Source organism: Micromonospora musae, assembly GCF_003626545.1.
In the GTDB taxonomy this organism is placed as follows: Bacteria; Actinomycetota; Actinomycetes; order Mycobacteriales; family Micromonosporaceae; genus Micromonospora; species Micromonospora musae.
The window spans coordinates 474,306-499,395 of sequence record NZ_RAZS01000003.1; the positions used below are offsets into that span (position 1 = coordinate 474,306).

Genomic DNA, 25,090 nt, shown 5'->3' on the forward strand with positions numbered 1-25,090 from the left:
CCGGCGCGGAGAGCCCGCGTCCCGTCGACGCGTCGAAGCTGGAGGCTCCACATGACCATGCGCATTCGCGCGCTGGCGGCGGCCCTGCTGGCCACGGCGCTCGTCGCGACCGGCTGCAGCGACTCCGACGGCGGCAGCGGCGACCCGGCGGGCGGAGAGAGCGACAAGGTCTCCTACATCACCGCCTTCGGCGCCGTGGGCCGGGACGCCTTCGCCTGGGTGGCGAAGGAGAAGGGCTACTTCGCCGAGGTCGGCGTCGAGGTCGATATCAAGGAGGGCGCCGGCAACCAGCAGAATCTCACCGCGCTCAAGGCCGGTCAGGTCCAGTTCGCGGCGCTCGACTTCACCGGCGCGGTGATCCAGGCCGGCAGGGGCGAGTTCACCGATTGGCGGGCGGTCGCCGCCGTGCACCAGCAGACCCTGATCTCGGTGATGACCACCACGGACACCGGCATCACCACCCCGAAGGACCTGCGGGGCAAGACGATGGCCACCGGCGCCGGCTCGGTGACCGAGCTGCTTTTTCCGGCGTACGCCCAACTGGCCGGAGTCGACCCGAAGACGGTGAAGATCGAGGGGGTGCAGGCCACCGCGCTCAACGGGCTGATGGCGAGCCGGAAGGTCGACGCGCTCGGCACCTTTCTGCTCAGTCGCGGCGCACTCGAGACGGCCTCCCGGAAGGAGGTCGTCGTCCTGCCGTACAGCGATTACCTGAAGGACCTCTTCGGCAACGCCGTCATCACCACCCCGTCGCTCATCGCGAAGGACCCCGACCTGGTGCGGCGGTTCACCACCGCGTTGCTCAAGGGGCTCGCGTACAGCATCGAGCACCCGGACGAGGCGGCGACGATCCTCAACAAGGTGAAGCCGACCTACACGGTGGCGGCGGGCCGGAGCGAGATCGAGGCGATGACTCCGCACGTCCGACCCGCCGACGGCGCCCCGATCGGATTCCTGGACGAGACCCGGGTGAGCCGCACCATCGAGGTTCTCCAGAACGCCGGTCTGATCCGGCCGGGGCTCACCCCGTCGCACGTGGTCGACTCCAGCTTCGTGATGAAGCCCTGACGATTCGGCGGAGTCGACGTGACCGACAACCTGCCGCCACCGCGGCGATGGCGAAGCGTCGGCCTGCCCGCCCTGGGCGCCGTCCTGGCGATAGCCCTCTGGTGGCTGGTGACCTGGGCCTTCGACATCGATCCCTTCTTCCTGCCCGCGCCCCCGGACGTGGTCGACGCGTTCATCCGGCTCCCCGGTTACCTCGCCGAGCAGGCCTGGGTGACCCTGCTGGAGACGCTCATCGGTTTCGGCATCGCCGCGGCCGGTGGATTGCTCCTCGCCGTCCTGCTCGCCGCCTCGCGGACGGTCGAGCGGATGGCTCTCCCCTTCATCGCCGGGATCAACGCCGTGCCGAAGGTGGCCCTCGCACCCCTGCTGCTGGTCTGGATCGGCTTCGGGTACGAGACCAAGGTCGTGATGGTCGTCCTGCTCTGCTTCTTCCCGATCCTGGTCTCGACCATGGCCGGGCTGACCTCGACCCCCAGCGACCTCGGCGAACTCGCCCGCTCCCTCTCCGCCTCCTGGTGGCAGACCTTCCTGAAGGTTCGCCTTCCATGGGCCCTGCCGCAGCTCTTCGTCGGGCTGAAGGTGGCGAGCTCACTGGCGATCATCGGCGCGATCATCGGCGAGGTGATCAACCCTGAGGCCGGGCTCGGCTCGGTGATCGCCAGCTCCGGGCAGTCCGCCGACACCCCCCTCGCCTTCGCCGCGCTGACCCTGCTCGCCATCATGGGCACCACCCTCTTCTACCTGATGGTCGGCCTTGAGCGGCTTCTCGCGCCCTGGGCGAAGGCCATCTCGTCCTGATCCGCCCCCCTCCGACAGTCCCGTCCCTGTGGCGGCGCCGGCCCGGACCGCCGAGCGGCGATCCCGGGATCGGGTGGGCGGGCCCCGGCACCGGGCGGGCCACGCGGCAGGACAAAGATGGGAGCATGACCGACTCCGCTTCCGCACTTCCCCGGCGCGTCGTCGTCACCGGCGCCACCGGCAAGCTCGGGCGTGCCGTGGTGGCGCGGCTGCGCGACGTGGGCCTCGACGTGCTCGCCCTCGACCGCGCCGCCGGCCGGGACCCGCGCGACGTCGACGGCGAGTTCCTCCTCGCCGACCTGACCGACTACGGGCAGGTGCTGGAGGCTCTGCTCGGCGGTGTCGACGAACACGCCGGCCGCGTCGACGCGGTCGTGCACCTCGCCGCGATCCCGGCCCCCGGGCTGCTGCCCAACGCGACGACCTTTGCGAACAACTCGGCCGCCACGTACAACGTCTTCACCGCCGCCCGCGCGGCGGGCATCAAGCGAGTGGTGTACGCCTCCAGCGAGACGGTGCTCGGCCTGCCGTTCGACACCCCGCCGCCGTACGCGCCCGTCGACGAGGAGTACGCGCCGCGCCCCGAGTCCACGTACTCGCTGAACAAGGCGCTCGAGGAGGAGATGGCCCGGCACTTCTGCCGCTGGGACCCCGAGCTGACCCTTCTGGGCCTGCGCTTCTCCAACGTCATGGACGTCGAGGACTACGCCCGGTTCCCGTCCTTCGACGCCGACCCGCAGCTGCGCCGGTGGAACCTCTGGGGCTACATCGACGCGCGCGACGGCGCCCAGGCCGTCGAGCGGGCACTGGCGTACGACCGGCCCGGGGCCGAGGTGTTCGTCATCGCCAACGCCGACACCGTCATGAGCAGGTCCAGCGCCGACCTCATGAGCGAGGTGTACCCGCAGGTCGAGATCCGCAAGGAACTCGGCGAGCACGAGACGCTGCTCAGCATCGACAAGGCGCGCCGGATGCTCGGCTACGAGCCCCGGCACACGTGGCGCGACCACGTGAGCTGACGGCTGCGCGGGCGGGAGTCGCACGCGGCCGGTGAGAGGACGCCGGACTCGGGATGAGGGCCGGCGTCCTCCACCTGGGTGTCACACCCCGGGTACCGGGTGGGTCAGAGGTTGGTCTGGTTCGGGCACCACACGCCGGAGCCGTAGTCGTTCAGCAGGTCGTCGCGGATCCAGCCGCCGGCCTTCGTCTGAACGTTGACGACGTAGGTCCAGGTGTCGACGCCGTTGATGTCGAGGGCGTAGCAGTGGTAGTCGAGCGACTGGCTGGCGTACGAGATGCCGCTGATCGCGCAGCGGGTGCTGGATCCCACCCGCATGTTGGCGGCCTCGAGGGTGTGGTGGCCACCGCTGGTGTCGAGGTCGGGCGGGGCTGCCCTTCCGCAGCTCCAGTGGGCTGAGGCGGGTGAGGGGGCGGCGATCGCGCCGGCGGCGACGAGTGCGATCGATGCCGCGGCGACGGTCAGGGGACGGCGGATTCTGCCCACTGCCTCTCCTTCGAGGTAGCTCGGGTGACTCGGTTCCTTCCAGCCAAGTGCACATCGATGAACTGATAGTTATCGATGTATTACGATGCGGCAGCAAGTCACTGTCAGGAAGCGGACCGTGACGACTGGTGGACCGGGCGCCGACCCGAGTTCACACCGCGGGCAACCCCACGTAGTTCTCCGCAAGGCTCGCGGCGTAGGCAGGGGAAGAGACGGCGTAGCGCAGCGTCGCCGCCTGCAGCTTCGTCTCGTACGGGTCGTCCTTCTCCAGCCGGTGCAGCATCGAGGTCATCCACCAGGAGAAGTGCTGCGCCCGCCAGACCCGGCGCAGCGCGGTGGTCGAGTAGTTCTCCAGCAGGTCGGTTCGCTGCTGGCCGTACCACGCGGCGAAGGCGTCGCCGAGCAGCGCCACGTCGGCGAGCGCGAGGTTCATGCCTTTCGCCCCGGTCGGCGGGACGATGTGGACGGCGTCCCCGGCCAGGAAGAGCCGCTGCCACTGCATCGGCTCGACCACGAAGCTGCGCATCGGGGTGATGGACTTTTCGAGGACGGGTCCCTCGTTGAGCGACCAGCCCGCCACGGTCTCCAGCCGCGTACGCAGCTCCGCCCAGATCCGCTCGTCCGGCCACGCGGCGATCTCCTCGTCCGGGTCGACCTGGAGATAGAGACGGGAGATCTCGGGCGACCGGAGGCTGTAGAGGGCAAAGCCCCGCTCGTGGTTGGCGTAGACGAGCTCCTCCACCGCCGGGGGAGCGGCGGCGAGCACGCCCAGCCAGGCGAACGGGTACGTCCGCTCGTAGGTCCGGAGCACGCCGTCCGGGACGGCGCCGCGGCTGACGCCGTGGAATCCGTCGCAGCCGGCCACGAAGTCGCAGTGCAGCTCCTCGGCCTGTCCGTCGCGGCGGAAGTGGATGACCGGTGAGTCCGAGTCGAGGCCGTCGAGGCGTACGGCGTCGGCCTCGAAGAGGAGCGAGCCGCCGGCGGCGAGCCGGGCGGCGATCAGGTCCTTGACCACCTCCTGCTGCCCGTAGACGGTGATCGCCCGCCCGGTCAGCTCGGTCATCGGTACCCGGTGCGACTCCCCGTCGAAGCGCAGCTCGATGCCCTCGTGCCGCATCCCCTCCCGCAGGAGCCGGTCGGCGAGACCGGTGCGGTGGAGCAGGTCGACCGAGCCCTGCTCCAGCACTCCGGCGCGGACCCGATGCTCGACGTACTCCCGGCTGCGGCACTCCAGCACCACCGACTCGATGCCGTGCAGGTGCAGCAGGTGCGACAGCATGAGTCCCGCCGGGCCCGCTCCCACGATGCCGACCTGGGTACGCATCCTCGCCTCCTCCTCGTTCGTTCCGTTCCTGGTCATGTCACCCGTAGGGCTCACACCTGGCGATCGCGTCCTGCGCCGAGGACGGCCACCGCCATTGCCGCCACCGCGACGCAAAGGGTGGTGAGCGGAAAAGTCCACCCGCCGGAGCCGTCGTGCAGCACGCCGACGAGCACCGGCCCGGTGGCCCCCAGCAGATAACCGACGGACTGAACCGTGCCCGACAGGTCGCGTGCCGACTCCGGAGTACGGGCCCGCAGCACGAGCAGCGTCAGCGCCAGGCCGATCCCGGCGCCCTGGGCGAGCCCGCCGATCGTGGCCCAGACCAGGTACCACGAGGGCGCCGCGAGCAGCCCGAGCAGGCAGGCAGCCCAGGTGAGGCAGACCAGCAGACCGAGCCCGCGCTGGTCGCCGCGCCGGGCCGCGAGCGTTGGCGTGAGCACCGCCGTCGCGATGCCGAGCAGGTTGAACAGGGCGAGCGCCCACCCGGCGTCGGCAGCGGAGACACCTCCGTCGCGTAACAGCGTGGGCAACCAGGCGAGCATCGCGTAGTAGGTCAGCGACTGCATCCCCATGAACGCCGCGAGCGCCCAGGTGACCGGAGAGCGCAGCACCGCCGCGCCACCCAACCGAACGGGCGGCGCGACGTGCCTGCGGCGCAGCTGCGGCAGCCAGACGACCGCCGCGACCGCCGCCGGCGCGCCGACCACGAGCAGGGCGCCCCGCCAACCCAGGCCGGTGTGCGCCAGCGGGGCGGTGACGGCGGCCGCGAGGGCCGCGCCTCCGGTCAGCGCGGCGGTGGTCAGCGCGGTCACCGCACCCTGCCGCTGCGGGAAGTCCTGCTTGACGGCGCTGGGGACCAGCACGTTCCCGACCGTGATGCCGGCCCCGATGAGCACGGTGCCGGCGAGCAGCCACCAGATTCCGGGTGCCGCCCGAACCAGACTCCCGGCGAGGATGACGAGCATCGCCATCAGCAGCGACCGCTGCACGCCGATCCGGCGTCCGAGTAGCGCGGCGAACGGGGAGATCAGCCCGAAGCAGAGCACCGGCAGCGTCGTGAGCAGCCCGGCCGTGCCGCTGCCGAGGCCGAGCTCGAGCCGGACGTCCGGCAGCAGCGGAGCGAGCCCGGCGATCGCGGCCCGCAGGTTGAGCGCCAGCAGCACGACGCCGAGCAGGGTGAGCGGCCCGGCCGGCGGACCCGCTGGGCGGGCCCCGGCCGGGTGTTCGCCCACACTCGACTGGCTGCGCGTCATCGTCGGGCGCTCGCCCCGGCCAACACGATCATGCTCCGTCCTCCGACGTCAGAACGGGTAGCGGGTGATCTCGCCCTGCACAGTCAGCCACTGCGTCTCGGTGAACGCTTCGATGTTCGCCGCCGCCCCGCCGAACCGGGAGCCGGTGCCGGACGCCCTGACGCCGCCGAACGGCGCCACCGCCTCGTCGCTCACCGTCTGGTCGTTGATGTGCACGATGCCGCTGGGGATCCGTTCGGCCAGCGCCATCGCCTTCATCACGTCGCGGCTGAGGATGCCGAGCGACAGCCCGTACTCGGTCTGCCCGGCCAGCGCCGCGACCTCGTCCAGGTCGGAGAAGGCGATCACCGGCGCGACCGGGCCGAAGACCTCCTGGGCGTACGCCGGTGAGTCGGGGGCGACGTCGGCGAGCACGGTGGGGCGGTAGAAGAGGTCCTCGTACGTGCCGCCCGCAGCGAGGCGCGCGCCCCCGTCCACGCTCGCCCGGACCAGCGAGTGGATCTTGTCGCGTTGCCGTTCGTCGATGACCGGCCCGAGCGCCACCTGTTCCTTGGCCGGGTCACCGACCGGCAGGTGATCCGCCTTCTCGGCCAACTGCTCGACGTACTTCTCGGCCAGGCTCTCGTGCACCAGGTGCCGCCCGGTGGTCATGCAGATCTGTCCCTGATGCAGGAACGACCCCCAGGCCCCCGCCGAGACGGCCAGGCCCAGGTCGGCGTCGTCGAGCACGATCAGCGCCGAGTTGCCGCCCAGCTCCAGGTGTGCCCGCTTCAGGTGACGGGCGACCACCGCACCGACCCGGCGCCCGGCGGCGGTCGAACCGGTGAAACTCACCACCCGCACGTGCGGGTCCGCCACCAGCGCCTCACCCGCGTCGACCTCGCCGGGCAGGACGTGCAGCAACCCCTCGGGCAGGCCCGCCTCCTCGAAGATCCGGCCGATCGAGACGCCTCCGGAGACGGCGGTGCGGGCATCCGGCTTGAGCACCACGGCATTGCCCAGGGCCAGCGCCGGGGCGACGGAACGGATCGCCAGGACGAGGGGGAAGTTGAACGGCGCGATGACGCCGACCACGCCGACCGGCAACCGGCGCGCCAGGCTCAGCCGCGGCTGTGCGCTCGGGATGATCTCGCCCAGTGGTTGCGACGCGAGCGCGGCCGCCTCGTAGCACTCCTGCGCGGCGGTGTCGGTCTCGACGCCGGCCTTCGGCGGAATGGATCCCGCCTCGCGCACGAGCCAGTCGCCGATCGCGGCGGCGTGCTGTGTGAACAACTGCCCGGCCCGGCGCAGCACGGCGGCACGCTCCAGGTAGCTGGTCGCGGCCCAGCCGCGCTGCGCCTCGGCGGCCCGCGCGCAGGCGCGCGCCACGTCGTCGGCGTTCGCCACGCCGATCCGGCCGATCTCCTCCCGACTGGCGGGGGAGCGGACGGCCCTGCTGCCGCCGGTCGCCTCCACCCAGCCGTCGCTGTAGAGCATGCCCTGCCACGTCGCCGTGTCCAGCAGTGTCATGGCGGTCCTCTCGGAGTTGGCGCGGGGCCGCGCCGAAGGGGTCAGGGTTCGAAGCCTTGTTCGGTGCGGACCGGCACGTCGAGCAGGAGCGGCTCGGTCCGGCCGGCGAGGGTGGGGACGACCTCGTCGAGGATCGCGACGAGGTCCGGATGGTCGGTCACCCTTCGGGCGGGGCAGCCCAGGGCGCTTGCCAGGCCGTGCACCGACACGTCCTCGAAGGCGGGCCACGGGGCCTTGCCGCCGACCCGGTCGGCGAGCCGGTCCATCACCGCGTACCGGCCGTTGGAGAGCACCACGAAGAGCGCCCCGCAGCCGTACCGCGCGGCGCTCCACAGCCCCTGGATGCCGTAGAGCGACGACCCGTCGCCGAGCACGGCGACGACGGGCCGGGTCGGGTCACCCAGGCGCAGGCCCGCCGCGGCCGGCAGCCCGAAGCCCAGGCCGCCCATGGCCGCGCTCACGAACCCGCGCGGCTGCCGGGCGGGCAGCAGCCGGTGCAGCTCCGGCCGGGTCGACGGGGTCTCCTCGACCAGCACGACGTCGCGGGGGAGCCGCTCGGCGAGCGCGGCGAACACGTGTCGGGCCCGCATCGGCTCGCCGGCAGCGGGCGGTTCGACCCGCTCGGGGCGTACCGCCGCCACCGCCTCGCCCGCCGGCCGGGGGGTGATCCGGTCGGCGACAGCGGCGCAGAGGGTCGCCGGATCGGCGAGTACGGCGAGGTCCGCCCGGCTGTGGTGCAGCTCGTCCGGGTCGGCGGAGACCACCGCGACGGTGAGGGCGTCCGGCGTCAGTGGGCCCGGCTCGTACGGGTACTGCCGGAACGCGCCGGTGCCGACGACGAGCGCCACGTCGTGCCCGGCGAGCACGGAGCGCAGCCGTGACCGGCCGGCGGGCAGGTGCCCCGCGAAGTGCGGATGGTCCTGGGGGAAGCCGGCCCGGGCGCCGAACGCCTCCTGCCAGACCGGCGCGCCGAGCCGCTCCACCAGCGACACCAGCGCGTCCCAGGTACGGTCCTCGTCGGCTCCGGCGCCGACCACCACCACCGGATTCGCGGCGTCGTCGAGCAGGCTCGTCACCTCGTCGACGGCCGGTCCGGGCGCCCACCCGGCGCGCCGGACGGTCCTCGGCGCGGCGAGCCCGAGCGCCGGGTCGATCAGCGCCGACCAGTCGTCCATCGGCACCACGACGATCGCCGGGCCACGATGCTGGACCGCCTCGTGCCAGGCCCGCCGCACCGCCGCCGGCACGTCCTGCGCCAGGACCGGCTGGTTCACCCAGACCGGGTACGGCCCGGCGAGCCCGTCGAGGTGGCCGGCGAGGAACGGCTCCAGCGCCAGGTGGCGACGGTCCTGCTGACCCACCACGACGACCAGCGGCGCCCGGTTGACCCGGGCGGTGGCGAGGGCGCCGACGGCGTTGCCGAGCCCGGCGGTGGTGTGCAGGTTGACGAAGGCCGGCCGGCCGGTCGCGATCGCGTGGCCGGTGGCCATGCCGACCACCGAGCCCTCGTGCAGGGCGAGGACGAACTCCAGGTCGTCCGGCAGGTCGGCGAGGAAGGCCACCTCGGTGGAGCCCGGGTTGGCGAAGATGCGGTGCATCCCGCACTGTCGCAGGACGTCGAGGGTGGCCTCGCGGACGCTGGTCATTCGACCACCGACGCCCCGCTGTGCTTCTTCGCCCGCTGGATCTGCGCGAAGACGTGCCCGCGCAGCTCGGTGAAGCGGGCCGACGAGCGCGTGGTGAGCTGGTCCCGCTGCGCCGGCAGGTCGACGGCGACGTCGTCGAGCACCACCGTCGGCGACGAGGAGAGCACCAGCACCCGCTGGCCCAGGTAGACCGCCTCGTCGATGTCGTGCGTGACGAAGAGCGTGGTGACGCCGAGTCGCTGCCAGAGCGACCGGACGAGGTCCTCCAGATCCGCCCGGGTCTGCGCGTCGACGGCGGCGAACGGCTCGTCCATCAACAGGATGTGCGGCTCGTAGGCGATGGCCCGCGCGATGGCGACCCGCTGCTGCATGCCGCCGGAAAGCTGCCACGGGTACGCGCCGTGCACGTCGCCGAGGCCGACGGCGTCCAGCGCCTGACCGACCAGCTCCGCCCGGCGCGCCTTCGGCAGCTTCTTCTGCTTGAGCGGCAGCTCCACGTTCTTCCGGACCGTCATCCAGGGGAAGAGGCTGCGACCGTACTCCTGGAACACCACCGCCATGCCCGGCGGCGGACCGTCGACCGACTCACCTTCGAGGACCACCTCGCCGGAGGTCGGCGCCAGCAGACCGGCGATGCACTTGAGCAGTGTGGTCTTGCCGGCGCCGGAGGGGCCGACCACGCAGACGAGGTCGCCCCGGGCGACGGCGAAGGTCAGGTCGCGTACGGCCTCCACCGAGCGGCCGCGTCCCTCGTACACCTTGCGCACGGCGCGAACGTCGAGCAGCACCTCGGTCCGCGGGCCGGCCTCGGTCTGGGTCTGGCTCATGGCACTCATCGACTCCCACCTCGCTGCGCCTGGCGCAGACCGAAATACCAGTTGAGGACGCGCCGCTCGAACAGCCGCATGAGCGTGGCGAGCAGGAACCCGAGCAGGCCGAGCAGCAGGATGCCGGTCCACATCTCGGTGACGGCGAAGGTGCGCTGGAACTGGATGATGCTGAACCCGAGCCCGTTGCTCGCGGCGAACATCTCACTGATGACCATGAGGATGATCCCGATGGAGAGGCCCTGCCGCATGCCGGTGACGATCTGCGGGCTCGCCGACCGGACGACCAGGTGCCACAGCCGGGCCGGACCACGTACGCCGTAGCACCGCGCGGTCTCCACGAGCACCTCGTCGACGGCGCGTACGCCCTCGACGGTGTTCAGCAGGATCGGCCAGAGGCAACCGGAGAGGATCACCAGCACCTTCATGGTGTCGCCGATCCCGGCGAAGAGCATCAGCACCGGCACCAGCACCGGCGGTGGGATCGCCCGCAGGAACTCCAGCACCGGCTCGCAGAACGCCCGCAGCCGCCGGGACGACCCGATGGCCACGCCGAGGGAGACGCCGAGCAGCACGGCCAGCAGGAAGCCGCCGGAGAGGCGCAAAAGGCTCGGCAGGACGTCGGCGCTCAGCCGGTCGGAGCGCAGCCAGACGTCGTCGAGGTCGGCGAGGATCTCCGACAGCGGTGGCAGGTAGTAGCTCTCGCTGTCCGCGGTGAGGATCCACCAGAGGGCGAGCAGCGCGACGGGCAGCGCGAGGGCCGCCACGACCGTACGGGTGACGCGGACGGCGAGTCTCATGCCGCCACCTCCCGCCGCAGCGATGGGTGCCAGGAGAGCAGCCACTTCTCCAACCGTCGGGCCAGCACGTTGACCGCGACGCCGAGCAGCCCGGTCACGACGACGAGCGCGTACATCCGGGCGACGGCGCCGCCGGACTGCGCCACGCCGATCTCGTTGCCCAGACCGGGCGCGCCGATGACGAGTTCGGCGGTGATGGCGAGGATCAGGGCGACGGCCGCGGCGAGACGGACTCCGGTGAGGAGGTACGGCAGGGCGGTCGGCCAGGTGACGTGCCGGATTCGGGCCCAGCGCCCCAGCCCGAAGGTGCGGGCGGTCTCCGCGGCGACGGGGTCGACGTCCTGCACGCCGTAGAGCACCTGGACCAGGACCTGCCAGAACGACGCGTACACCACCAGCAGCAGCACGGACCGCAGGTCGGTGCCGAAGACCAGGACCGCGAGCGGGATGAGCGCGACCGACGGGATGGGCCGGAGGAACTCGATGGTCGAGGCGGTGACCTCGCGCAGCACGGGGACCGTGCCGACGACGAACCCGACGGCGATCCCGAGGACGACCGCGATGAGCAGACCGGTGGACCAACCGCGGACGGTGTCGCCGAGAGCCGTCCAGAATCCGGCCTCGCCGACGAGCTCCACGAGGGCCGCGCCGATGCGGCTGGCCGGCGGCAGGTAGTCGGGGGAGACGAGACCGAGGCGCGGCACCGCTTCCAGCGACGCGAGGAAGGCGGCGAAGCCGAGGACGCCCAGCAGGGCGTTCGCCCCGGTCAGCCGACCGGCCCCGCCGGCCCGGGAACTGCGGACCGGCGCGGCGCGGGTGGGCGCCGACGTCACGGAAGCAGCTCCGCCACGTCGACCTTCTCGGTGACCAGGCCGTCGGTGAGCATCAGGTCGGCGAGCGTCTGGACGGACTCCCGGTTGATCTGTCCCGACCAGGCCGGGAGGGTCATCTTCTCGGCGACCGCGGGGTCGATCTTCGTGTACGTCAGCAGCACCTTGCGCGCCTCGTCCGGGTGCTCCTGGGCGTACGTCAGGGACTTCTCGATCGCGGCGGTGAAGCGCTCGGTGAGGTCCGCCTTCTGCTGGATGGTCCGCTCGGTGGTGAAGTAGGCGGCGATCGTCAGGTTCGGCGCGGCGTCGACGAAGTTGGACGCGACGACCCGGGCGCCCTGGTCCTGAGCCACGGTGAAGAACGGCTCGACGATCCAGGCGGCGTCGACGCGCTTCGCGGAGACGGCGGCCGGCATGTCCGGGAACGGCAGCTCGACGAACTTGACCGACGACGGGTCACCGCCGGCCTTGCGGATCGAGGCGCGGACGGTCGTGTCGCCGATGTTCTTGAGGTTGTTGACGGCGACGGTCTTGCCGGCGAGTTGAGCCGCGGTCGTGATGGGGCTCTCCTTCGGCACCACGATCCCGCCGAAGTCCTTGCCCTGCTGGCCCGTCGAGGAGTTGCCCTCCGCGATCGCCTTGAGCGGCAGCTTCTGCGAGCGGGCGACGATGAGTGACACCACGTTGCCGAAGGCGAAGTCGAACTCCCCGCTGACGACGCCCGGCACCGCGGCGGCCCCGCCGGTGGTGTTGACCACCTCGACCTCGATCCGCTGCTCGGCGAAGAAACCCTTCTCGATGCCGAGGTGCAGGGGTGCCACGTCCACGATCGGGATGGCCCCGACCTTGACCTTGGTGGTGCCCCCGGCCTGTCCGCCGGCCTCGCCGGCGTCGTCGGAGGAGCCGCAGCCGGCGGTGGTCGCGAGCAGTGCCGCGACGGTGATGGCGCTGATGACAAGACGGCGCATGCAGGTACTCCCGCGTCCGGCGGTCCACCGGGGACCGAGGGGTGGTGGGCCTCCGTTTTCGGGGAGACCCCCGAGGGGATGTTCGCTAGCCGAACGGCTGTTCTCATTTAGAACGTTGGCACGTGACCTGGCTCACGTCAACGGGTCGCGGAAACATTTCTACGTACGAGCCGGACGGCCCCGGTCGCACGAGGACGGTCGTCGTTGACGGAAGCCGTCGGCGGGCATTACGTTCGATATAAGTACGGCAGTCCGCATAGCGAACAGCCGACGGTTTCCGGACCCGCGGGAGGCGGTGAGGCCAATGGCGAAGCTCGTTGCGCTCTCCGACGGCGTGGCGGACCTGGTCCACGACGGCGACGTGGTGGCCCTGGAAGGATTCACACACCTCATCCCGTTCGCCGCCGGACACGAGATCATCCGTCAGGGACGGCGCGACCTGACCCTGGTACGGATGACCCCGGACGTCATCTACGACCAACTCATCGGCGCCGGCTGCGCCCGTCGCCTGATCTTCTCCTGGGGCGGAAATCCCGGCGTCGGATCGCTGCACCGCTTCCGGGACGCGGTGCAGAACTCCTGGCCCGGACCGCTCGAACTGGAGGAGCACAGCCACGCCGGCATGGCGAACCGCTACGTGGCCGGAGCGTCCGGACTGCCGTTCGCCGTCCTGCGTGGCTACACCGGCACCGATCTGCCCCGGCACACCGCCAACATCCGGACCATCACCTGCCCGTTCACCGCGGAGACCCTCACCGCGGTTCCCGCACTGCGCCCCGACGTGACAGTCGTGCACGCGCAGCGCGCCGACCGCGCCGGCAACGTGCAGATGTGGGGCATCACCGGAGTCCAGAAGGAAGCCGTGCTCGCCGCGCGCCGGTCACTGGTGACCGTCGAGGAGATCGTCGACGAGCTCGACCCCGTACCCGGGCAGGTCGTCCTGCCCGGCTGGGCGGTCACCGCGGTGGCCGAGGCGCCCGGCGGCTCCCACCCCTCCTACGCCCAGGGCTACTCCGTCCGCGACAACGCCTTCTACGTCGGCTGGGACGCGATCAGCCGGGACCGCGACGCCTTCCGCGACTGGATCGAGCGGCACGTGCTGAAGGTCGAGGTGCAGGCGTGAACGCGGATTACACCGCCGACGAGATGATGACCGTCGCGGCCGCCCGGCAGCTGCGCGACGGCACGGCCTGCTTCGTCGGGATCGGACTGCCCAGCACCGCCGCGAACCTCGCCCGCGCCACCCACGCCCCGAACCTCGTCCTCATCTACGAATCCGGCTGCCTCGGCGCGAAACCGGACCGGTTGCCGCTCTCCATCGGCGACGGCATCCTCGCCGACACCGCCGACGCCGTGGTCTCCGTGCCCGAGGTGTTCAACTACTGGCTGCAACCCGGACGGATCGACGTCGGGTTCCTCGGCGCGGCGCAGCTCGACCGGTACGGCAACATCAACACCACGGTCATCGGCGGCGACTACGACGACCCGTCGGTCCGGCTGCCCGGCGCCGGCGGCGCCCCGGAGATCGCCGCCTCCTGCGGTGAGGTCGTCGTCATCGTCCGGCAGAACCTGCGGACCTTCGTCGAGCGCGTCGACTTCGTCACCTCCGTCGGGTACGGCGCGGGCCCCGGCGACCGCGAGCGGCTCGGGCTGCGCGGCGGGGGCCCGCGCGTCGTCATCACCGACCTCGGCGTACTCGAACCCGATCCGGTCAGCTGCGAGCTGACCCTGACCCGGCTGCACCCCGGCGTGACCACGGACCAGGCGCGGGCGGCCACCGGTTGGGACCTCGCCGTCGCCGAGCGGTTGACCACCGGCGACCCGCCGACCCGTTACGAACTCACCAGGATGCGGGCCCTGACGGCGACCACGCGGGAGAACGGAAGAGGAGGAACATGACCCAGGAGACCGTCGACCAGACCGCCAGCGGCCTGGTCCTGCCGCAGTACCGGCGCGACGACGCCGACGCGCACCCGCCCCTGCTCAGCCCCGGCTACAAGTCGACGCTCCAACGCGCGCCGCAACGGCCGCTGACCTACCTGCCCCAGCGGCTGACCGAGGTCACCGGCCCGCTGCTCGGCGAGGGGCGCCTCGGCGAACTCGACCACGACCTCACCTGCCAGCACGACGGCGAGCCGCAGGGCCAGCGGATCATCGTGCACGGCCGGATCCTCGACGGCGACGGTCGTCCGGTGCCGCACACGCTCGTCGAGATCTGGCAGACGAACGCCGCCGGGCGCTACCGCCACGCGGTGGACAACTGGTCGGCGCCGCTCGACCCCCACTTCGAAGGGGTGGGGCGGGCCCTCACCGACGACCGGGGCCGCTACCGCTTCGTCACCGTGCAACCCGGCGCGTACCCGTGGCGCAACCACGACAACGCCTGGCGGCCGGCCCACATCCACTTCTCCCTCTTCGGCCGGGCGTTCACCCAACGACTGGTGACCCAGATGTACTTCCCGGGCGACCCGCTCTTCTTCCAGGACCCGATCTTCAACTCGGTCCGTGATCCGTCGGCCCGGGACCGGATGATCGCCCGGTACGACCACGCCACCACGGTGCCCGAGTGGGCGCTGGCGTACGAGTTCGACATCGTGCTGCGCGGCCGGGAGAGCATCCCCTTCGAGGACGAGGACGACGATGAGTGAACGGCTGGGTGTCACGCCCGCGCAGACCGTCGGACCGTTCCTGCACCTCGGACTGCGCTGGCCGGACGGCCCGTACGTCGTGCCCGAGGGCACGTCGGGCGCGTTCTGGATCCGCGGTCGCGTCCTCGACGGCACCGGAGCGCCGGTGGTCGACGCGCTGGTGGAGACCTGGCAGGCCGATCCGGACGGCCGCTTCGACCACCCCGACGACCCCCGTGGCGCCCGGCAGCCGGCGATTCCCGGCTTCCGCGGCTTCGGACGCAGCGAGACCGACGCGCAGGGAGGGTACGCGCTGCTGACGGTCAAGCCGGGTCCGCTGCCCGACCCGGACGGCGGCACCGAGGCGCCGCACCTGACCCTCTCCCTCTTCGCCCGCGGACTTCTGCACCGCCTCGTGACCCGGCTCTACTTCCCGCACGAGCCGGCGAACGCCGCCGACCCGGTGCTGTCCGGTGTCGACGCCGAACGCCGCGCCACGCTCGTCGCGGCCGCCGCGCCGGACGGATTCCGGTTCGACATCCACCTGCAGGGCGAGCATGAGACCGTCTTCTTCGCCGTCTGACGGGCTGCTCGGCGGGCTCTCCGGCGTCCCGGACGTGGACGCGGAGCTCACCGACCGGTCTCTGCTGCGGGCGATGCTCGACGCGGAGGCCGCGCTCGCCCGAGCCGCCGCGGAGTACGGCGTGCTGCCCGCGTCGGCCGCCGAGGCAATCGCCGCCCACTGCCGCGCCGAGCGGTACGACCCGGTGTCACTGGGCCGGGCCGCCGATGCCACGGGCAACCCGGTGGTGCCGCTCGTACGCGAGCTGACCGCCGCCGTGCCGGAGCACGCCCGGGCGTGGGTGCACGTCGGGGCGACCAGTCAGGACATCCTGGACACCGCGCTGGTCCTGGTGACGGTGCGGGCGACCGAGCCGCTGCTGCGCCACCTCGACATCGCCGCCGACGCCGCGGCCCGACTCGCCGACACCCACCGCCGGACCGTGCTGGTCGCCCGGACACTCGGGCAGCAGGCGGCGCCCACCACGTTCGGCCTCAAGGCCGCCGGCTGGCTGGTCGGTCTGGTCGAGGCGCGGGCCAGGTTGGTCTCCGCGCGGGCGCTCCTGCCCGCGCAGCTCGGTGGCGCGGTCGGCACGTTGGCCGCGCTCGGCCCGGCCGGCCTGGCGGTGAGCGACCGGTACGCGGAGCGCCTCGGTCTCGCCACGAGCCCGTTGCCCTGGCACACCCGCCGCCAGCCCCTGATCGACCTGGCCGCCGCCCTCGGTGGCCTGCTCGCGGCGACCGGCAAGGCCGCGGTGGACGTCGGCCTGCTCGCCCAGACCGAGGTCGGCGAGGTGACCGAGGGCGGTGCCGGACGGGGTGGCTCGTCGGCGCTGCCGCAGAAGCGCAACCCGGTCGACTCGGTCCTCGTCACCGCCGCGGCGCGGCGCGGCACGGGCCTGGTGGCGACCCTCTTCGCCACCGCCGTCCAGGAGCACGAGCGGGCGGCCGGCGCCTGGCACGCCGAGTGGGAGCCGCTGCTCGACCTGCTGCACGTCGCCGGCGGCGCCGCCGCGCGGTCCGCCCGCATGCTGAGCGGGCTCCAGGTGCGTCCGGAGCGGATGCGAGCCAACCTCGACGAGACCGGCGGGCTGGTGCTGGCCGAGGCCGTCGCCGCGCGCCTGGCGCCACTGCTCGGTCGGGGCGCGGCGCACGACCTCGTCAGCCGGGCCGCGTCCCGCCCGCCGTTGCGGGCCGCGCTGCTCGCCGACCCCGAGATCCGCGCCCACCTCTCCGAGCAGGAGATCGACGAGGCCCTCGACCCGCACGGCTGGCTCGGATCGGCAGACCGGTTCGTCGAGCGGGCCCTGGCCGCCCATCGGGGGACGCGGTCGTGAGAAGCCGCCTGCACGTCACGGTGGACGGCGCGGCCGACGCACCCGTGCTGCTGCTCGGCGGCTCCCTCGGCACCACCGGCGCCATGTGGGCCCCGCAGGTGCCCGCCCTCGCCGAACGCTTCCGGGTCCTCCGGTACGACCACCTCGGCCACGGTCGCTCGGCGCTGCCGGCCGGGCCGTACACGGTGGACCTGCTCGGCCGGGAGGTGCTGCGACTCCTCGACGACCTCGACGTGCCGGTCGTCCACTACGCGGGCCTCTCCCTCGGCGGCATGGTCGGCATGTGGCTCGCCGCGCACGCGCCCGAGCGGGTGCGGCGGTTGGCGCTGCTCTGCACCTCCGCTTCGCTCGGCCCGGCGCAGGGCTGGCGGGACCGGGCCGCGAAGGTACGCGCCGGCGGTGTCGGGACGGTCGCCGACGTGGTGGTCGCCCGCTGGTTCACCCCGGCCTTCGCCGCGACCCAGCCGTCCGTGGTGGCCCGGTACCGGGTCGCGCTGAACGCGACACCCGCCGCCGGTTACGCCGCCTGCTGCGAGGCGATCGCCAGGATGGACCTCCGCGGCGACCTGCACACGATCGCCGCGCCGACGTTGGTGCTTGCGGGGGCGGACGATCCGGCCACCCCGGTGGAGCACGCCCACGCGATCGTCGAGCGGATCCCGCGGGCGCGGCTGACCGTGGTGGATCGGGCGGCACACCTGGCCAACGTCGAACAACCCGAGCAGGTGACCCGGCTGCTGCTGGAGCACTTCGACGAGGAACAGGGTGAAGCGTGAACGACCGCGAACGGCACGAGGCAGGCATGACGGTACGCCGGCAGGTGCTCGGCGACGCGCACGTCGACCGCGCGATCGCCGGCACCGACGAGTTCACCGCCGACTTCCAGGACTTCATCACCCGCTACGCGTGGGGGGAGATCTGGACCCGGCCCGGTCTCGACCGCCGCACCCGCAGCTGCGTCACCCTCGCCGTGCTCGCGACCCTGCACCACGACGAGGAGCTCGCCATGCACGTGCGGGCCGCGCTGCGTAACGGCCTCACCCCGCAGGAGGTCAGTGAGATTCTGCTCCAGGTCGGCGTCTACGCTGGCGTACCGGCGGCCAACCGGGCGTTCAAGGTGGCTCGGGAGACCCTGCGGCAGGAGGAGCAGTGACCGAGGAGACGACACGATCTCCGGAGTTCGTCCAGTCGCTGGAACGAGGGCTCGCCGTCATCCGGGCCTTCGACGCCGAACACCCGCAGCTCACCCTCAGCGACGTGGCGCGGATGACCGGGCTGACCCGGGCCGCCGCGCGCCGGTTCCTGCTCACCCTCGTCGAGCTGGGGTACGTGCACACCGACGGCCGGCTCTTCTCGTTGCGGCCCCGGATCCTCCAACTCGGCTACGCCTACCTGTCCAGCCTGAGCCTTCCCGAGGTCGCGCAGCCGCACATGGAGGCACTGGTCGCGCAGGTCCACGAATCCTGCTCGGTCTCCGTGCTCGACGGCCCCGAGGTGGTCTACGTCGCCCGCGTCCCCACGAAGCGGATCATGACGGTGGGGATCAGCGTCGGTACGAGGTTCCCCGCCTACGCCACGTCGATGGGGCGCGTGCTGCTCGCCGCACAGCCGGCCGAGTGGCTGGACGACTACCTCGCCAGGGCGGACCTGCGGCCGCTGACCCGCCGCACGGTCACCGACCCGGGGAAGCTGCGCTCCGCCCTGAAGAAGATCGCCACGCAGGGGTACGCGATCGTCGACCAGGAGCTCGAGGAGGGCCTTCGGTCCCTCGCCGCGCCGATCCGCGGTGACAACGACTCGGTGATCGCCGCGGTGAACGTCTCGGCGCACGCCAGCCGCGGCTCCTCGGAGACGATCCGCAAGGAACTGCTGCCGCCGCTGCTCGCCACCGCCGGGCGCATCGAGGAGGACCTGCGCGCCGGCCTCAACCGGTAGCGGCCGGAATTCTTCACGCCGGCGGCTGCTACGTGGTCAGGTACGCGGTCAGGGCCGTCCGGTCGTCCGGCAGCCCGTACTCCTCGACGAGCATGGCCACGTTGCCGAACTCCTGCCCGTCGATGAGCCAGGGCTCGGGGGAGCGGCTCAGCACCTCGGCGAGTCGCCGTTGCCGGGGCGTCAACCCCGCTCCCGGTGTACCCGGCGGCAGGGGCCCGTCGGGGAACGCCATCCGGAGCGCCTCGCCCAGCACGGTCAGCGACTGGTCTCCACTGACCGTGGGCAGCCGGCCGGTCAGCGCGTCGAAGGCGCGGTCCGCGTGCCGGGGACCGAGCTGCCGCAGGGCGAGACCCGCGTACCCGCTCAGGTCACCACCGAGGAACGGCACCCAGCCGCCGTCCGTCGGGTCGTCCGCGCCGGTGGGCGGGGCGGCGGCCCAGGCCAGCAGCTCCTCGACCGCCTCGGGGTCGGTCTCCGGGCCCCGCACCCGGGCACGTCCGATCGCGGCGCCGCAGCGGACCACCGGGTGTGGGGCGGCGAGCGACCGGTGGTCCGGTGCGGCGCCGAGCAGCCCGGAGGCGATGAGCAGGGTGGCGACCTCGACCGCCCCCGCGCCGGTCACCGGTGCGGTCTGAGTCGCGCGGGCCAGCGCGGGCAGGCTGCCGGCAGCCTCCTCGGGAAACCAAGCGAGCGCGTACGCCGACCCGACGCGCACCCACGGATCGGAGTCGTCCAGCAGGTCGCGCAAGAGCGGGACTCCGGCGAGCGCGGCGTCGTAGACCGCCACGTCGATGTACGCCCACAGCCGATCCCGCTCGGCCGCGTCGAGGGACTCGACGTACGCGTACTCGACGTACTCCTTGGCGGTTTCGTCCACACCGGTCCACGGTGCGGGTTTGGCGGCGAGCAGCTCCCGCCCGCCCTCGGCGGTTCGGCGGTATGCCCCGATCGGGAACCCGTCGGGCAGGACGGCCTCGTCGGGGCCGATCGCCAGCGAGGTGACCAGGGCGAGGAGCGCGGGCCGGTCCGGGGTGGCCGGGTCGGCGAGGAGTTCGAGCAGGAACGGCACCGCGTACGCGCTGGCCTGGTACCGGCTGCCCTGGTGGTACACCGTGGTGTAGAGGGTGCCGAGGGCGTCGTCGCGGGTCGCCGGGTCGGGCGAGCGCAGGGCGCGGATCAGGTCGGGCACGTCGTCGGCCGCCCCGTAGGCGTGGCCGAGTCGCCGCCACTCGATGTCGTCGAGTCCGTCGAGCATGATCCATGTTCTCCCACCGCCGCCGGTCGGGCGGCAGCGGGACGGGCCGAGCCGGGACCGATCTTCTGGACTTGCCGGTCCAATTTTGCCGAGCCACAGTGTGCTCCGGCGGACCGTTGCGGCCGCCGACGAATCTGGCGGACAAGGCGACTGGAGTACCAGACGATGCACTACTACCTGCTCGGCCGCTCCGGGCTGCGGGTCAGCCGGCTCGCGCTCGGCACGATGAACTTCGGCACCGCGGGCTTCCACGCCGCGTACGGCAAGACCGAGGCGGAGGCCGAACCGATCTTCCGGCGTTACCTGGAGGCGGGCGGCAACTTCATCGACACGGCCGACTTCTACACCGCCGGGGAGAGCGAGCGGATCCTCGGCCGGTTGATCACTTCCGCCGGTGTCCGGGACCGGCTGGTGCTGACCAGTAAGTTCACCAACAGCACCGACCCCGGGGACCCCAACGCCAGCGGCAACGGCCGCAAACACCTGATCCGCGCGCTGGAGGCGTCGCTGAGCAGGCTCGGCACCGACTACCTCGACCTCTACCTGCTGCACACCTGGGACCGGATCACCCCGGTCGAGGAGGTCGTGCGCACCTTCGACGACCTGGTACGCGCCGGCAAGATCCGCTACGCCGGGCTCTCCGACGTACCGGCCTGGTACGCCGCCCGGGCCCAGAGTTACGCCGAGGCGCACGGCCTGACCCCGATGATCAACCTGCAACTGCCGTACTCCCTGATCGCGCGCGGGATCGAGCCGGAATACCTGCCGATGGCGCAGTCCCTGGGCATGGGCCTCACGGCGTGGAGTCCGATCGCCGGCGGGCTGCTCAGCGGAAAGTACCGCCGGACGGCGGACGGCCTGGCGGGTACGGGACGACTCGACGGCGGCGACAGTGCGAACGGGCGTCCGGTCAGCGACCGTGACTGGCGGGTGATCGACGCGCTCGACGGCGTCGCCACCGAGCTGGGTCGGAGCATGGCCCAGGTGGCGATCAACTGGGTGGCCACCCAGCCCGCCGTCGGCTCCGTGATCATCGGCGCGAGCAGCCCGGAGCAGGTCGACGGCAACCTGGCCGCGCTCGACTTCGAGATCCCGGGCGAGCTGCGGGCCCGGCTCGAGGAGGCCAGCGCCGAGCCGCTGCCCGGCCACTACTCGATGTTCACGCCGCAGTACCAGTCCTGGATCGTCAACCCAGGGCTGGAGATCGGCGACAAGCCGGCCGGGTACGCGCCGCCGGTCTTCAACGGCGCCGCCCGGCCGGCCGCCTGACGGCTGTTGCGCGGCGGGGCGACCGGACGTTTCGCCCGCCCCGCCGCCGGCGCCCGTTGTGACCTACCGTTGACCTGCACATCCCCGAGGAGGCCGCATGGCGCGTTCGCTGACCAGCAAGGGCGAGGCGACCCGCGCCCGGATCGTCGCCGGCGCGGCCGCCGAGGTACGCGAGCGCGGCGTCGACGAGGTCCGCCTCGAGGACGTGATGGCCCGCACCGCCGTCAGCAAGAGCCAGCTCTTCCACTACTTCCCGGATGGCAAGGAGGAGCTGCTCTTCGCGGTGGCCGAGCACGAGGCCGACCAGGTGCTCTGCGACCAGCAACCGATGCTCGGCAACCTCACCTCCTGGGCCGCGTGGCAGGCGTGGCGGGACCGGTTGATCTCGCGCTACCAGGAGCAGGGCGACACCTGCCCGCTCAACGGCCTGCTCGGCCAGACGGGCCGCCGGGCACCGGGCGCCCGGGCCGTGATCGTGGGGCTGATGCGGCGCTGGGAGGACGCGATCGTCGTCGGCATCCGGCACATGCAGTCGACAGGTGAGATGACCGCCGAGGTGGACGCCGAACGGGCGGCGGCGGCCCTGCTGGCCGGTATCCAGGGTGGCGTGCTCCTGCTGCTCTCGACCGGGCGGATCGACCACCTCCAGGCCGCCCTCGACCTCACCATCGACGGGCTGCGGCCGCCGCGCCCTGGCTCCTGACGGGCTCGGGCGCCGCTCGGGGTCGATGCGGCCCCGCCCCGTTCCGGGGGCGCGGCGTGACGGGCCCGGGCTCAGCCGACCGGCGGTCGCGCCGAGGCGATGGCCGGCCACAGCACCGCCACCACGCGTTCAGGGAGTCGTTCCTTCGGCTCTCCGGCGTAGAAGGCGGCGAAGTAGCTGCCGAAGCACATCATGGCGATGACGCGGGTGTCGAGGTCGGCCCTGATTGCGGCACGCTCCCGTAGCTGCTTCAGCACCTCCTCGACGAGGGCGACGCGGGGTTCGACTGCATGCCGTCGCAGGATCTCGAGCAGTTCGGGCGTGCGGCGCGCCTCGCCGGCGAAGTTGCCCATCAGCACCATGGCGTCCGGGTTGAAGTAGGCCGGGTCGAGCCGGCGGACCGCCTCGACGAGCGCATTACGCGGCGTTAGCTCCGAGAGGTCGACCACGTACATCTCGCGCTGTCGGCGGAATCCGTAGTCCAGCGCGTCGACCACCAGGTCGAACTTGTTCCTCCAGCGACGGTAGAGCGTGGGTCTGGTGACCTTGGCGTCGGCGACGATGTCACCGATCGTCATCTTCGCGTAGCCGTCGCGCACCAGACGCTCGCGGGTGGCCAGGATGATCGCCTCGTCGATGGCGGCGTCCCGGGGTCGGCCGCCGGGGTGCGCGGCTTCGCCGCCGCCGGGTCCACCGTCCCGGACCGGTTCGCCCGGTGGTCGTCTTCGAGCCATGGTTCACCTCGGGACAGCGACGGTCAGCGCGGGGCGCGGGATTCGTTACAGCCAGTGACTGTAACACGGAACACCGGTCCGGCAGGCCGGCCGGACTGGGCGACCGAGGCCCGACTAGTTACAGTCATTTGCTGTAACGAAACAACCGCGAGCCCTCGACCCGCCGGCCGACCGACTCGCGATGGCAAGGGAGCCGACGTGGAACCGAGCGTTTCCGTCCTGCATTGGTTCGACTTCATCTGCCCGTTCTGCTACGTCGGGCAGCAGCGCGACGACATCCTCGAACGGCGCGGCCTGGACGTCGTGCACCTGCCGTTCCAGATCCACCCCGAGATCCCCGACGGCGGCGTCGAAGCCGGGCCGCGGAACGGACCGATGTACGCGGCCCTCGAGCGCGAAGCGGCCGCAGCCGGCCTCGCCCTGAACTGGCCCGAGCGACTGCCCAACACACGCCGGGCGCTGGCCGCCGCGGAATGGATCCGTCTCCACCAGCCGGCCGTCTCCGGCGACTTCAACAAGGCGCTGTTCGCCGCGCGCTTCGTGCACGGCGAGGAGATCGGCGACCGGGCGGTCGTCGAGCAGCACGCCGGCCGGGTCGGCGTCGACCTCGAGGCCCTCCGCGCCGCGTTGGACGACGGCACCGCGCTGGCCGCCCTCGCCGAGTCCGAGTCGCTCGGCGTCCGCCTCGGCGTACGGGCGACGCCGACCTGGCTCATCGGGGGTGAAGTGGTGTCGGGTCTCCTGCCACAAGCGGAGTTCGAACGGCTCGCCGAGAAGGCGATCAGCCGTGCGTGACGCCGGCCGGTCACCTCGACAGGTGCAGGTGCCCGCTACGGGAGAGGAGATGTCGATGGAGGTGAGCAACGCCCCCGAAGTGCGGGTGGTGCCCCCCGGCGGCGGCGAGTCCGTCGACATTCCGGGGTTCGGCGCCGTCTTCAAGCTCCACAGCCGCGACAACGGCGGTCAGGTGGCGATCGTCGAGCATCCGTTCGCCGTCGGCACGATCACCATGCCGCACCGCCACAGCCGCGAGGACGAGCACTCCATCGTGTTGGCCGGCGAGATCGGGTTCCGGTCCGACGCCGACGAGGTCGTCCTCGGCCCTGGTGGATACATCACCAAACCACGCGGTCAGATGCACGCGATGTGGAACGCGGGCACAGTGCCCGGCCGCATCATCGAGGTGATCACGCCCGGTGGTTTCGAGAACTACTTCCGGGAGCTCAGCGAGCTCTTCACCGCCGTCGAGCCGCCGGCCGGTGTGAGCATGCGCGACACCACCGAGTTCGGCGAACTCGCCGCGAAGTACGGCCTGACCTACGGCACGCCCGACTGGCTCGACGACGTCGTGGCGCGGCACGGACTGCGCCACCCGCGGGCGACGGTGGACTGACGCGTCTCACACCGGCCCGGCGTCCACCGTGGCCCAGACGGTCTTGCCGTCGGCGAAGGTGAGGAAGCCCCAGCTCGCGGCGAGCGCCTGAATGATCGGCAGGCCCCGGCCGCGCTCGCCGAGCACCCCCTCGGCAGTTGCCGCCGCCGCGAGCGGAGGATGCGCCGTCCGGTCCCGGACGCTCAGCCGCAGCACCCCGTCGACGTGGGCGACGGTGAGATCGAGGTCGCTGCCCGCGTGCTGGACCGCGTTGCTGACCAGCTCGGAGACGACCACCGACGCCTGGTCGGCGATCGCGTCGAGCCCCCAGGAGCGGCAGCAGTCGGTGACGAGGCGGCGGCCTGCAGCCGGTGAGCGCCGGTCGTTGGTCAGGTAGCGGTGCGCCCGGCCCGAGGTGGCAAGAGCCCGGGTCGCCGTGGCCGGCTGCGCGGAGAGGATGGCCTGCCGGCCCAGCAGAGCCGACAGGAGCCGCCCGGCGGGAGTGTCCGGGCCGACCGCCAGCAGCAGCTCCGGTCCGGCCCGGCGCGCCGCGGCCCAGCCGGCCAGCAGCGAGGAGACCGTCTCGAGGGCGCTCTCCGGTACCTCCGCGAAGTCGACGATCAGGCTCAGCGGGGCGTCGAGGTCGGCGTCGTCCAGCAGCGCGATCAGTCCCTGATCAGGCCGGCCCGCTCCGGGGCGGACGGTGGTCGAACCGGCGGTGAAGTCCCGCCGCACCGACCAGGCGAGCGCGACCTCGGTCATGTGCGCGA

Annotated in this window: 27 protein-coding genes; 15 read left to right on the forward strand and 12 right to left on the reverse strand. The window is 72.2% G+C overall.

Annotated features, from left to right (window positions below; genetic code table 11):
* Positions 1-51 precede the first annotated feature (51 nt).
* The 3 genes from D7147_RS10260 (at position 52) to D7147_RS10270 (ending at position 2,885) form a co-directional block, all read left to right on the forward strand.
* Complete coding sequence (locus tag D7147_RS10260) at positions 52-1,068, forward strand: ABC transporter substrate-binding protein (protein WP_120676101.1); 1,017 nt, start codon at positions 52-54, stop codon at positions 1,066-1,068.
* An 18-nt stretch (positions 1,069-1,086) separates the two neighbouring features.
* Complete coding sequence (locus D7147_RS10265) at positions 1,087-1,866, forward strand: ABC transporter permease (protein ID WP_233563065.1); 780 nt, start codon at positions 1,087-1,089, stop codon at positions 1,864-1,866.
* A gap of 125 nt (positions 1,867-1,991) precedes the next feature.
* A complete protein-coding gene (locus D7147_RS10270) occupies positions 1,992-2,885 on the forward strand; it encodes an NAD-dependent epimerase/dehydratase family protein (RefSeq protein ID WP_120676103.1) in 894 nt (297 codons plus the stop codon).
* Between the two features lie 104 nt (positions 2,886-2,989).
* Here the strand turns inward: D7147_RS10270 and D7147_RS10275 are convergent, their stop codons facing one another.
* From D7147_RS10275 to D7147_RS10315, 9 genes are all read right to left on the reverse strand, one after another.
* Positions 2,990-3,370, reverse strand: a complete 381-nt coding sequence (locus tag D7147_RS10275) for a hypothetical protein (RefSeq protein WP_233563066.1) — start codon at positions 3,368-3,370, stop codon at positions 2,990-2,992.
* A 151-nt stretch (positions 3,371-3,521) separates the two neighbouring features.
* Positions 3,522-4,694 (reverse strand): 4-hydroxybenzoate 3-monooxygenase, encoded by a 1,173-nt coding sequence (locus D7147_RS10280; RefSeq protein ID WP_120676105.1) that lies wholly within the window; start codon positions 4,692-4,694, stop codon positions 3,522-3,524.
* Between the two features lie 50 nt (positions 4,695-4,744).
* Complete coding sequence (locus D7147_RS10285) at positions 4,745-5,947, reverse strand: MFS transporter (RefSeq protein ID WP_120676107.1); 1,203 nt, start codon at positions 5,945-5,947, stop codon at positions 4,745-4,747.
* Between the two features lie 48 nt (positions 5,948-5,995).
* On the reverse strand, positions 5,996-7,456 hold the full coding sequence (locus tag D7147_RS10290) for a benzaldehyde dehydrogenase (protein WP_120676109.1): 1,461 nt from the start codon (positions 7,454-7,456) through the stop codon (positions 5,996-5,998).
* Positions 7,457-7,497: 41 nt separating this feature from the next.
* A complete protein-coding gene (locus D7147_RS10295; protein WP_120676111.1) occupies positions 7,498-9,102 on the reverse strand; it encodes a thiamine pyrophosphate-dependent enzyme in 1,605 nt (534 codons plus the stop codon).
* Positions 9,099-9,938: an ABC transporter ATP-binding protein gene (locus tag D7147_RS10300; protein WP_233563067.1), complete on the reverse strand. Its 840-nt coding sequence runs from the start codon at positions 9,936-9,938 to the stop codon at positions 9,099-9,101. Before D7147_RS10300 ends, D7147_RS10295 begins: the two co-directional genes overlap by 4 nt.
* Positions 9,935-10,729, reverse strand: coding sequence for an ABC transporter permease (locus tag D7147_RS10305; RefSeq protein ID WP_120676115.1), 795 nt, complete (start codon positions 10,727-10,729; stop codon positions 9,935-9,937). Before D7147_RS10305 ends, D7147_RS10300 begins: the two co-directional genes overlap by 4 nt.
* The gene (locus D7147_RS10310) at positions 10,726-11,562 is read right to left on the reverse strand and encodes an ABC transporter permease (RefSeq protein ID WP_233563068.1); all 837 of its coding nucleotides are present in this window, start codon (positions 11,560-11,562) and stop codon (positions 10,726-10,728) included. The genes D7147_RS10305 and D7147_RS10310 overlap by 4 nt, the downstream gene beginning before the upstream one ends.
* Positions 11,559-12,527, reverse strand: a complete 969-nt coding sequence (locus D7147_RS10315; RefSeq protein WP_120676117.1) for an ABC transporter substrate-binding protein — start codon at positions 12,525-12,527, stop codon at positions 11,559-11,561. Before D7147_RS10315 ends, D7147_RS10310 begins: the two co-directional genes overlap by 4 nt.
* A 304-nt stretch (positions 12,528-12,831) precedes the next feature.
* Between D7147_RS10315 and D7147_RS10320 the strand changes: the two genes are divergently transcribed.
* The 8 genes from D7147_RS10320 to D7147_RS10355 are packed head-to-tail and all read left to right on the forward strand — an operon-like array spanning position 12,832 to position 18,987.
* A complete protein-coding gene (locus tag D7147_RS10320; RefSeq protein WP_120676119.1) occupies positions 12,832-13,650 on the forward strand; it encodes a CoA transferase subunit A in 819 nt (272 codons plus the stop codon).
* Positions 13,647-14,426: a CoA-transferase subunit beta gene (locus D7147_RS10325; protein WP_233563069.1), complete on the forward strand. Its 780-nt coding sequence runs from the start codon at positions 13,647-13,649 to the stop codon at positions 14,424-14,426. The genes D7147_RS10320 and D7147_RS10325 overlap by 4 nt, the downstream gene beginning before the upstream one ends.
* Positions 14,423-15,175, forward strand: a complete 753-nt coding sequence (gene pcaH / locus D7147_RS10330; RefSeq protein ID WP_120676121.1) for a protocatechuate 3,4-dioxygenase subunit beta — start codon at positions 14,423-14,425, stop codon at positions 15,173-15,175. Before D7147_RS10325 ends, pcaH begins: the two co-directional genes overlap by 4 nt.
* Entirely contained in the window at positions 15,168-15,737 is a 570-nt protein-coding gene (gene pcaG, locus D7147_RS10335) for a protocatechuate 3,4-dioxygenase subunit alpha (RefSeq protein WP_120676123.1), read from the forward strand. The genes pcaH and pcaG overlap by 8 nt, the downstream gene beginning before the upstream one ends.
* Positions 15,712-17,052 carry a 3-carboxy-cis,cis-muconate cycloisomerase gene (gene pcaB / locus D7147_RS10340; protein WP_120676125.1) on the forward strand — a complete coding sequence of 447 codons (1,341 nt, stop codon included), beginning with the start codon at positions 15,712-15,714 and terminating at the stop codon, positions 17,050-17,052. The genes pcaG and pcaB overlap by 26 nt, the downstream gene beginning before the upstream one ends.
* Positions 17,049-17,828, forward strand: coding sequence for a 3-oxoadipate enol-lactonase (pcaD, locus tag D7147_RS10345; RefSeq protein ID WP_120676127.1), 780 nt, complete (start codon positions 17,049-17,051; stop codon positions 17,826-17,828). Before pcaB ends, pcaD begins: the two co-directional genes overlap by 4 nt.
* The gene (gene pcaC / locus D7147_RS10350; RefSeq protein WP_120676129.1) at positions 17,825-18,205 is read left to right on the forward strand and encodes a 4-carboxymuconolactone decarboxylase; all 381 of its coding nucleotides are present in this window, start codon (positions 17,825-17,827) and stop codon (positions 18,203-18,205) included. Before pcaD ends, pcaC begins: the two co-directional genes overlap by 4 nt.
* Positions 18,202-18,987, forward strand: coding sequence for an IclR family transcriptional regulator (locus tag D7147_RS10355; protein WP_120676131.1), 786 nt, complete (start codon positions 18,202-18,204; stop codon positions 18,985-18,987). Before pcaC ends, D7147_RS10355 begins: the two co-directional genes overlap by 4 nt.
* Positions 18,988-19,015: 28 nt before the next feature.
* Here D7147_RS10355 and D7147_RS10360 read toward each other — a convergent pair whose 3' ends face one another.
* Entirely contained in the window at positions 19,016-20,242 is a 1,227-nt protein-coding gene (locus tag D7147_RS10360) for a hypothetical protein (RefSeq protein WP_120676133.1), read from the reverse strand.
* Between the two features lie 165 nt (positions 20,243-20,407).
* On the opposite strand from D7147_RS10360, the gene D7147_RS10365 reads away from it, so the two are divergent.
* Entirely contained in the window at positions 20,408-21,511 is a 1,104-nt protein-coding gene (locus tag D7147_RS10365) for an aldo/keto reductase (RefSeq protein WP_120676135.1), read from the forward strand.
* A gap of 97 nt (positions 21,512-21,608) precedes the next feature.
* The gene (locus D7147_RS10370) at positions 21,609-22,214 is read left to right on the forward strand and encodes a TetR/AcrR family transcriptional regulator (RefSeq protein WP_120676137.1); all 606 of its coding nucleotides are present in this window, start codon (positions 21,609-21,611) and stop codon (positions 22,212-22,214) included.
* 71 nt (positions 22,215-22,285) lie between these two features.
* Here the strand turns inward: D7147_RS10370 and D7147_RS10375 are convergent, their stop codons facing one another.
* On the reverse strand, positions 22,286-22,948 hold the full coding sequence (locus D7147_RS10375; RefSeq protein WP_120676139.1) for a TetR/AcrR family transcriptional regulator: 663 nt from the start codon (positions 22,946-22,948) through the stop codon (positions 22,286-22,288).
* Between the two features lie 198 nt (positions 22,949-23,146).
* Here D7147_RS10375 and D7147_RS10380 point away from each other — a divergent pair, with 198 nt between their 5' ends.
* Both D7147_RS10380 and D7147_RS10385 read left to right on the forward strand, forming a co-directional pair.
* Complete coding sequence (locus D7147_RS10380) at positions 23,147-23,743, forward strand: DsbA family oxidoreductase (protein ID WP_158609336.1); 597 nt, start codon at positions 23,147-23,149, stop codon at positions 23,741-23,743.
* A gap of 55 nt (positions 23,744-23,798) precedes the next feature.
* Positions 23,799-24,341, forward strand: coding sequence for a cupin domain-containing protein (locus D7147_RS10385; RefSeq protein ID WP_120676741.1), 543 nt, complete (start codon positions 23,799-23,801; stop codon positions 24,339-24,341).
* Positions 24,342-24,347: 6 nt separating this feature from the next.
* Here D7147_RS10385 and D7147_RS10390 read toward each other — a convergent pair whose 3' ends face one another.
* Positions 24,348-25,082, reverse strand: a complete 735-nt coding sequence (locus D7147_RS10390) for an ATP-binding protein (RefSeq protein WP_120676141.1) — start codon at positions 25,080-25,082, stop codon at positions 24,348-24,350.
* Positions 25,083-25,090: the final 8 nt, after the last annotated feature.

Bases quoted from the DNA above. Each gene is read 5' to 3' on its own strand.
- D7147_RS10290 (WP_120676109.1), bottom strand. From the start codon at position 7,456: ATGACACTGCTGGACACGGCGACGTGGCAGGGCATGCTCTACAGCGAC.
- D7147_RS10360 (WP_120676133.1), bottom strand. From the start codon at position 20,242: ATGCTCGACGGACTCGACGACATCGAGTGGCGGCGACTCGGCCACGCC.
- pcaH (WP_120676121.1), top strand. From the start codon at position 14,423: ATGACCCAGGAGACCGTCGACCAGACCGCCAGCGGCCTGGTCCTGCCG.
- D7147_RS10285 (WP_120676107.1), bottom strand. From the start codon at position 5,947: ATGACGCGCAGCCAGTCGAGTGTGGGCGAACACCCGGCCGGGGCCCGC.
- D7147_RS10385 (WP_120676741.1), top strand. From the start codon at position 23,799: ATGGAGGTGAGCAACGCCCCCGAAGTGCGGGTGGTGCCCCCCGGCGGC.
- D7147_RS10320 (WP_120676119.1), top strand. From the start codon at position 12,832: ATGGCGAAGCTCGTTGCGCTCTCCGACGGCGTGGCGGACCTGGTCCAC.
- D7147_RS10370 (WP_120676137.1), top strand. From the start codon at position 21,609: ATGGCGCGTTCGCTGACCAGCAAGGGCGAGGCGACCCGCGCCCGGATC.
- D7147_RS10270 (WP_120676103.1), top strand. From the start codon at position 1,992: ATGACCGACTCCGCTTCCGCACTTCCCCGGCGCGTCGTCGTCACCGGC.
- D7147_RS10280 (WP_120676105.1), bottom strand. From the start codon at position 4,694: ATGCGTACCCAGGTCGGCATCGTGGGAGCGGGCCCGGCGGGACTCATG.
- pcaG (WP_120676123.1), top strand. From the start codon at position 15,168: ATGAGTGAACGGCTGGGTGTCACGCCCGCGCAGACCGTCGGACCGTTC.
- D7147_RS10295 (WP_120676111.1), bottom strand. From the start codon at position 9,102: ATGACCAGCGTCCGCGAGGCCACCCTCGACGTCCTGCGACAGTGCGGG.
- D7147_RS10375 (WP_120676139.1), bottom strand. From the start codon at position 22,948: ATGGCTCGAAGACGACCACCGGGCGAACCGGTCCGGGACGGTGGACCC.
- D7147_RS10390 (WP_120676141.1), bottom strand. From the start codon at position 25,082: ATGACCGAGGTCGCGCTCGCCTGGTCGGTGCGGCGGGACTTCACCGCC.
- pcaB (WP_120676125.1), top strand. From the start codon at position 15,712: ATGAGACCGTCTTCTTCGCCGTCTGACGGGCTGCTCGGCGGGCTCTCC.
- D7147_RS10305 (WP_120676115.1), bottom strand. From the start codon at position 10,729: ATGAGACTCGCCGTCCGCGTCACCCGTACGGTCGTGGCGGCCCTCGCG.
- D7147_RS10300 (WP_233563067.1), bottom strand. From the start codon at position 9,938: ATGAGTGCCATGAGCCAGACCCAGACCGAGGCCGGCCCGCGGACCGAG.
- D7147_RS10260 (WP_120676101.1), top strand. From the start codon at position 52: ATGACCATGCGCATTCGCGCGCTGGCGGCGGCCCTGCTGGCCACGGCG.
- D7147_RS10315 (WP_120676117.1), bottom strand. From the start codon at position 12,527: ATGCGCCGTCTTGTCATCAGCGCCATCACCGTCGCGGCACTGCTCGCG.
- D7147_RS10365 (WP_120676135.1), top strand. From the start codon at position 20,408: ATGCACTACTACCTGCTCGGCCGCTCCGGGCTGCGGGTCAGCCGGCTC.